Genomic DNA, 7,443 nt, shown 5'->3' on the forward strand with positions numbered 1-7,443 from the left:
AGTCCGGGGTGCTCGGGGTGCACTCCTTGTCGCCGCCGTTCCAGGCCGCGATGAGGTGGTACGGCGTCACGATGTTGTCGGGCTCGTACGGCAGGGGCCCGTGACCCTCGCCCGTACCGCCGTCGTAGGTGACGTCGTCGCCGTACAGGTCGATCTGGCCGTAGCAGTCAGGGGACTTGACCTTCAGCTGCTGCCAGGTCTTCTGGGCGTCGCTCGCGCCGGCGACGTCCTTGGCGGTGAGGTAGACCGTGGCCTTGTCGACCATGGTCTGGTGGCCGGAGTTGTACCAGTTGGGGCCCTCGGCGGTGTACTCGGCGAGGGAGACGGGGTACTTGCAGCTGTCCCCGACGCTCTGGTCGGGAGCCAGCCGGACCTCGACGGTGCCGGGGACGGTGTTCCACTGGAGGAACCCGCCCTGCGAGGTCCAGTCCGCGCCGACAACATTTCCATCGGCGCCGACGATGCGGTACTGCACGGTGGCGGACTGGCACGCGCCGGCGTCGGTGGCGCTCGCCGGGCCGGCCGCGAGCACGGGCGCGGCAGCCGCGACGAACGCGGTGGCGGCGAGGGCGGACAGTGATCTGAGGTGTTGCGAACGTGACAAAGTGAGCCTCGACGATGGGTGAAAGGTGTGGGAGGTGGCAGAACGCGAACGGCGGGCGCACGAAAGGAAACGATCGATGGCATGCGCTACCGGACCGCTCGCATCGCCTCGCTCAGCGTAGGCACAGCGAAGCAAGCTGAATTCTTGTCACCTTTCACAACTCCCGTCAATCCTTCACCAGTTGCTCACAGGTCAAGATCGGGGCATCACCGCGAGTAGATGCCAGCGGAGGCCCTCCAACTCGACGTAGAGACCGGGGTCGACCAGTTCGTCGCCTTCCCGGTCATAGGTCAAGTCGCCGAGCAGTTCGGTGAGTTGGTGGGAGCCGCCGCGCAGGTCGGTCCACGGGAGGCGGACCCGGCCCTGGGCCGACTGTTCGGAGAGGTTGACGACGACGAGGTGGCGGCTGGAATCCGTTGTCCAGGACCAGGCGATCAGGTTCTCGTGGGTGGGGTTGTCGGGCCAGCCCGTGCAGTCGAGCAGCTGCCACTCCCCTCCTGTGCGCATGCCGGAGGAAGCGATCGCGGCCAGCAACTGGTGGTGGAACGCGAGGAGTTCCTTGTCGACGGGCTCCTCCGGCCGACGGGAGAGGAAGACCGGCGGACGTACCCGTCGCCCCTCGAACTGGCCCTCGTGCCAGAGCGTCGCACCGGGCAGGGTCGCGATGGTGACGGCCGCCGCCCGTTCCCGCTCGGGCGACAGGGTGGCGGCGGCCCGGGGTTCGTCGTGGTTCTCCAGGAAGCGGACCAGGCCGCGCTGGTAGCGGACGTCGGCCTCCAGATGACCGCGCACCGAATCGGCGCCCTCGTGCAGCAGCCGGTCGTAGAGGCGTTTGTCGTAACAGTGGTCGAACCCCTGTTGCTGTAGGGCCCATTCGAGGTCCCAGTACGCCTCGGCGACGAAGAGGAAGTCGGGGTGACGCTCCCGGACCTTCGGGATGGCGTACGGCCAGAAGTCCTCGGCCGGTGCCGTGCCGGCCCGTTCGCCCCAGGTCTTCGCGAAGACGTCGGTCATCAGCAGCATGGCCATGTCGCAGCGCACACCGTCGGCCTGGTCGGCGATCGAGGCGAGGGTGTCGACCGCCGCCGTGCGCAACTCGTCGCTGAAGGCGTTGAGTTGGACGACGTCGGGCCAGGGCGCGAAGTAAGGGTCGCGGCCACGGGCGAAGACCTTGCCGCCCGCCTCCAGGAAGGCGGCGGGCTCGCGGGACAGGTCGTCCCGGGTGCCCTGGACGAGGCAGCCGGGGCGTTCGGTCAGCCAGGGGTGGTCGGGGGCCACGTGGTTGGGGACGTAGTCGAGGATCAACCGGACGCCGCGAGCGGCCAGTTGGGCGCGGGCCGCCGCCAACCCCTCCGGGCCGCCGAGGGATGCGTCCACGACGTAGTTCCGGACGCAGTACGGCGATCCGGCCACGTCCTCCGGGCGTAGGTCGGGCAGCGCGGCCCGGAACGACGCCTGGAGCGAGGCGTCGCGCAACGCGATCTCCAGTCCGGCCGGGCTGCGTTCCCACACGCCCATCAGCCAGACGGCGTCGACGCCCGGGAGGGCGACCTCGTCCCAAGCGGGATCGGGCACCTCGCCGAGGGTGACGGTGCGGCCGTAGCGGCTGCTCAACTCCCCCAGCCAGATCAGGGTGTTGATCTCGTAGATCACCGGGTGCTCGGGCCAGGCGGTCATGACAGGGGCTCCTCTCGGTCGCCGGTCGGGCGGAGGCTCTCGCGGCCCCGGGCCGACCACTCCTGGTCGCCCAGGGTGTGGAAGAGGGTGGCGGTGACCGCGGACAGGCCGGTCCAGCCGGTCTGGTGGGAGGCGCCGAGGCCGGCGCCGTTGTCGCCGTGGAAGTACTCGTAGAAGAGGATCAGGTCCTTCCAGTGCGGGTCCTTGGCGAACTTGGCCTGGGCGCCGTGCACCGGCCGGTGGCCGTCGGCGTCGCTGAGGAAGGTGGCGGTGAGCCGGTCGGAGATCTCGCGGGCGACCTCGTAGAGCGTGAGCTGTCGGCCCGATCCGGTAGGGCACTCGACGGTGAAGTCGGCGCCGTGGAAGGCGTGCAGGTTGAGGAGGGCACGGATCAGGAGCAGGTTGACCGGGAACCACACGGGGCCGCGCCAGTTGGAGTTGCCGCCGAACATCCCGGAGTCGGACTCGGCCGGCAGATAGCCGACGCCGTACGTCTCCCCGTGCACCTCGAAGGTGTACGGGTGTTCGGCGTGCCGGCGGGACAGCGAGCGGATGCCGTGCGGGCCGAGGAACTCGCCCTCGTCGAGCATCCGGGACAGGATGCGCCGCAGCCGGTCCTCGCCGAACAGGGCGAAGAGGTAGCGGCCGTCGGCGTTCGGCCCCATCGCCTCGTGCGAGGAGATCGTGGCCTCCACGGCCGGGTGGCGCTCCATGAACTCCAGTGCTCCTGCGACCAGTTCGGGGAAGCGCCGGTCCGCCCAGCCGCCGACCAGACTGGTGGCCGCGAGGGGGATCAGTCCGACGAGCGAGCGCACCTTGAGCCGGGTCGCCGTGCCGTCGGGCAGCCGCAGCACGTCGTAGAAGAAGCCGTCCTCCTCGTCCCACAGGCTCGCGTTGTCGGCGCCGATGCGGTTCATGGCGACGGCGATCCACGCGAAGTGCTCGAACAGGGACTGCGCCTGCTCGATGTAGACGGGGTTGTCGACGGCCAGCTCTATGGCGATCTCAAGGAGGTTCTGGCAGTACAGCGCCATCCACGCGGTGCCGTCGGCCTGGTCGAGGTGGCCGCCGGTGGGGAGCGGGGCGCTGCGGTCGAAGACGCCGATGTTGTCGAGGCCGAGGAAGCCGCCCTGGAAGACGTTGTTGCCGTCGGTGTCCTTGCGGTTGAGCCACCAGCTGAAGTTCTTCATCAGCTTCTGGAAGGCGTTCTCCAGGAAGGCGCGGTCGGCCTTGCCGGTGCGGTGTTTCTCCAGCTCGTAGAGGAACAGGGTGGCCCAGGCGTGCACGGGCGGGTTGACGTCGCCGAAGTTCCATTCGTAGGCAGGGATCTGGCCGTTGGGATGGAGGTAGAGGCGGCGCAGCAGCAGGTCCAACTGGCCCTTGGCGAAGGTGAGATCGACCATCGACAGGGCGACGGTGTGGAAGGCGAGGTCCCAGGCCGCGAACCACGGGTACTCCCAGGTGTCCGGCATCGACATGATCTCGTCGTTGACCATGTGGTACCAGTTGCTGTTCCGCACCCGGGGGTCGGAGGCGAGCGGGTCGACGCCGTGCTCGGTCAGCCAGCGCTCGACGTCGAGGTAGTAGTACTGCTTGCTCCACAACATCCCGGCCAACGCCTGCCGGACCAGCCGCCGTTCGTCGACCGACGCGTCGGCGGAAGTGATGTCGTCGTAGAACTCGTCCGCCTCCGCACGCCGTTGGGCCATGACGGTGTCGAAGTCGCCGGTCCAGTCGGGCAGTTCGGTGGCAGTGAGGCGCAGGCGGACGATGTCGCTCCGGCCGCCCGGGATGGTCAGCACATGGTGGACGGCGGCCTTCGTGCCGGTCCGGTCGGGGTTGACGGCTCCGGTCTCTCCGCCGACGACGTACCGGTCGATGCCGTCCTTGACGTACGGGGAGGAGTTCGAACTGCCGAAGATCTTCTCGTTGTTGGTGTCGTTCTCCGTGAACAGGGCCTCCGCGTCCGCGTCGCAGTACAGCCAGTGCGGTCCCAGCTCCTCGTGATCTGCGCGGAGTTGGCCGCCGGGTTCCTGCTGGATGGACGGTACGGCGGTGCCGCCGGCCCAGGACCATGTGTGCCGGAACCACAGGGTCGGCAGCAGGTGCAGGGGTGCCTCGTCCGGGCCGCGGTTGTGCGCGGTGATCTCGATCAGCAGGTCCTCGGGGCCCGCCTTGGCGTACTCGACGAACACGTCGAAGTAGCGGTCCTCGTCGAAGATGCCGGTGTCGAGGAGTTCGTACTCGAAGTCGCCCCGCCCACGCGCCTGGTTGGTGGCCTTGAGGTCCTCGTAGGGGTACTCCGACTGCGGGTATTTGTAGAGGTACTTCATGTACGAGTGCGTGGGCGTGTTGTCGAGGTAGAAGTAGTACTCCTTGACGTCCTCGCCGTGGTTTCCCTCGGAGTTGGTGAGGCCGAACATCCGCTCCTTGAGGATCGGGTCGCGGCCGTTCCACAGCGCGAGCGCGAAGCACAGCCGCTGCTTGTCGTCGCTGACGCCGGCGATGCCGTCCTCGCCCCAGCGGTAAGCGCGGGAACGGGCCTGGTCATGGGTGAAGTACGACCAGGCGTCACCGCTGTGGCTGTAGTCCTCCCGTACGGTCCCCCACTGGCGCTCGCTCAGATAGGGACCCCAACGGCGCCAGGGCACCCCGGAATCGTCGGCCTCGGCCAGCCGTCGCCGCTCGGCATCCGGCGTGTCACCGCTCGTCCCCATCGTGTGTCCTCCTCGTGGCCCGGCATCTTCCCCAAGACTCCGGTGTCTTGCGCGCGACGGCAACGGATACAGGGCCGGCCATGCGGATGGCCCCCTCTCGTTCATCTCCGGGTCCGGACGGAGCGTTGATCTCCGGTCCGTGCGGAGCGCGCGAGGACCACGGCGACGGCCAGCAGCAACGCCGCCGTCGCCGCGACCGGCGCCACCAGGAACGCCCCGGCGCTGCCGTGGCCGTCGGCCAGGAACCCGGCCAGCGCCTGCCCGGTCGCGGTGCCGAGCGGGCCGCCCGCGCACAGGATCGTCAGGGCGACGGTCGCCCGGTCGGCGGGTGCGAGGCGTTCGGTGAGGGCGTAGAGGCTGATCAGGTACGGAGCCACTGTCACCCCGGCGACGGCCATCGCGGCGGGAAGCGCGTGCCCCCTCTCCCCGGCCAGCAGGGTGAGCGCGCCCAGCAGCAGCGTCGCGGCGAAGGTCACATACCGCTGACGGAGGGTGAAGCGCGCGGGGAGCCAGGCGCAGGCGGCTCCCGCCAGGGCGCTGCCGATGCCGAAGAGGGCGTAGAGGAGTCCGGCGCTGCCCGGGTGCCCGCTCTCATTCGAGTACGCGGTGACACCGGTCTGTACGGCGCCGAATATCGTACCCATCGCGGCCATGGCGAGGAACATCGCGGCAAGTGGCAGGCGGGGCAGGGGAGTTCGCGCCGTATGCGTGCTCTGCCGGAGTTCGGTGCTCCCCTGGGTCAGGGACAGGGCGAAGGGCAGGGTGGCCAGGACGAGGAGGGCGATGGCGGCCAGGGTCGGCGCGGTCGGGCCGAGGGCAGTGAGCAGTCCGACGAGCGCGGGTCCGGCGACGAAGCTGATCTCGTCGGCGGTCGCCTCGTACGAGAAGGCGGTCGGTATGAGGTCGGGCCGGGCGCGCGCGTGCAGCAGGCGTGACCAGTGCACGCGTACCAGGGGGCCGACCGGTGGTTGGGTGAGGCCGGACAGCGCGGCGGCTGTCAGCATGCTCGCGCGGCCGGTGTGGCTCGCCGCGACGAGGCCGGTCAGGGCGGCGGCGTTGGCGAGTGCGGTGACCGTCCCGACCAGGCGGTGGCCGTGGCGGTCGGCCAGTGACCCGGCGATGGGGGCGCCGAGCGCGTTGGCGATGCCCTGGGCCGCCGCGGCGAGTCCGGCGAAGGCGTAGCTGCCGGAGGCGGCCTGGACGAGGACGAGCGTCGCGAGGGACGAGGTCGCGTAGGGAAGGCGGGCCAGAAAGCCCAGCGGGAAGAATGCCGCGCCGGGGATACGAAGAAGGGATCGGTACGCCATCGGCGTCTCCCGTGAACACGTCGGAGAGACGCGCCACCCCAGCCACCAACGCGTGGACGATCCCTGTTCTGCTGCGCAGCCTAGCGAGCGAACCTGCCCGTCACCAGAGCGTTTCAGTCCCTTCCGTGATCGCCGAAGGCGGTGACTGACAGGAAGCGGACGGGGAGTTCGAGCAGCTCTTGCGGGCCGTGTGCGCCCTCGCCGTCGAGTTGGAGGGCGTCGCCGGGGCGCATCGTGTAGGCCGCCTCTCCATGGCCGTAGACCATGACGCCTTCGAGCATGAACAGCAGCTCGGTGCCGGGGTGTTGGAAGAGGGGGAAGACCTCGCTGGACTCGGTGAGGGTGACCAGGACGGCCTCCATGCGTTTGTGGGGGCCGCGCAGGGCGCCGAGGAGTTCGTAGAGGTGGCCGACCCGGCTGCCGCGGCGGATGATCTGGGCGCCGTGGCCGGCGGGGACGTAGACGGCCTCGCGTTCGGTGTCGACGCCGCGGAAGAGGGCCGTGACCGGCACGTTCAGGCCGGTGGCGAGGCGGCCGAGAGTGGTGAGGCTACAGGACGTGTGTGCGTTCTCGATCTTGGAGAGCATCGCTTTCGAGATGCCGACCCGGGCCGCCATCTCCGCCACCGACAGACCTGCCGCGATCCGGTAGCGGCGTACCTGGCGGGCGATCGCGGTCTCCAAGTCCACTGGTCCGTCGGCCTGTTCGGGGGTGATCTCCCGGTCGGGCAGCGCGGCTGCCCGGTCGTCGTGGTCGGTGCCCATGGCGGTCATTCTGCCTGATGGGCGCATGTTTGCCGGGAGTTGCGGGTCCGGGGTCATCGGCCGAGCGCGAAGCGCGGGTGGGGCTCGGCGCGGCCCAGGGCGAGGTCGGCGGCCATCCTGCCGATGAGTGGCGTGAACTTGGCGCCGTGGCCCGAGCACGGGGAGACGACGACGAAGGGGCCGGTGCGGTCGAGCACGAAGTCCTCGTCGGGGGTGGTGGTGTAGAGGCAGCTGGCCTCGGCGACAGGGGTGGGGTCGAGGCCCGGGAGGGTGCGCTCCACCCACGCGGTGACCTTGTCGCGGGAGGCGGGGTCGATGGTGCCGGTGCGGGTGTCGGCGGTGGTGGGGGTGCCCTCGTCGTGCTGGGCGACCTT

At 69.7% G+C, this 7,443-nt stretch carries 6 protein-coding genes; all 6 read right to left on the minus strand.

The window, feature by feature from the left end:
- A partial coding sequence (locus AC31A1_RS42590) for a hypothetical protein (RefSeq protein WP_489658445.1) occupies positions 1–604 on the minus strand: 604 nt, incomplete at its 3' end.
- Between the two features lie 192 nt (positions 605–796).
- A complete protein-coding gene (locus AC31A1_RS42595; protein WP_489658446.1) occupies positions 797–2,281 on the minus strand; it encodes an alpha-amylase in 1,485 nt (494 codons plus the stop codon).
- On the minus strand, positions 2,278–4,998 hold the full coding sequence (locus tag AC31A1_RS42600; protein ID WP_489658447.1) for an MGH1-like glycoside hydrolase domain-containing protein: 2,721 nt from the start codon (positions 4,996–4,998) through the stop codon (positions 2,278–2,280). Before AC31A1_RS42600 ends, AC31A1_RS42595 begins: the two co-directional genes overlap by 4 nt.
- A 101-nt stretch (positions 4,999–5,099) precedes the next feature.
- Positions 5,100–6,305, minus strand: coding sequence for an MFS transporter (locus tag AC31A1_RS42605; protein ID WP_489658448.1), 1,206 nt, complete (start codon positions 6,303–6,305; stop codon positions 5,100–5,102).
- A gap of 113 nt (positions 6,306–6,418) precedes the next feature.
- Positions 6,419–7,069 carry a helix-turn-helix domain-containing protein gene (locus tag AC31A1_RS42610; RefSeq protein WP_489658449.1) on the minus strand — a complete coding sequence of 217 codons (651 nt, stop codon included), beginning with the start codon at positions 7,067–7,069 and terminating at the stop codon, positions 6,419–6,421.
- A 53-nt stretch (positions 7,070–7,122) separates the two neighbouring features.
- The coding region (locus AC31A1_RS42615) for an FAD-dependent oxidoreductase (RefSeq protein ID WP_489658450.1) at positions 7,123–7,443 on the minus strand (321 nt) is incomplete at its 5' end.

The organism is Streptomyces sp. P5F9, from assembly GCF_057961495.1.

Coding starts and splice junctions, on each gene's coding strand:
- AC31A1_RS42595 (WP_489658446.1), bottom strand. CDS start 2,281: ATGACCGCCTGGCCCGAGCACCCGGTGATCTACGAGATCAACACCCTG.
- AC31A1_RS42600 (WP_489658447.1), bottom strand. CDS start 4,998: ATGGGGACGAGCGGTGACACGCCGGATGCCGAGCGGCGACGGCTGGCC.
- AC31A1_RS42605 (WP_489658448.1), bottom strand. CDS start 6,305: ATGGCGTACCGATCCCTTCTTCGTATCCCCGGCGCGGCATTCTTCCCG.
- AC31A1_RS42610 (WP_489658449.1), bottom strand. CDS start 7,069: ATGGGCACCGACCACGACGACCGGGCAGCCGCGCTGCCCGACCGGGAG.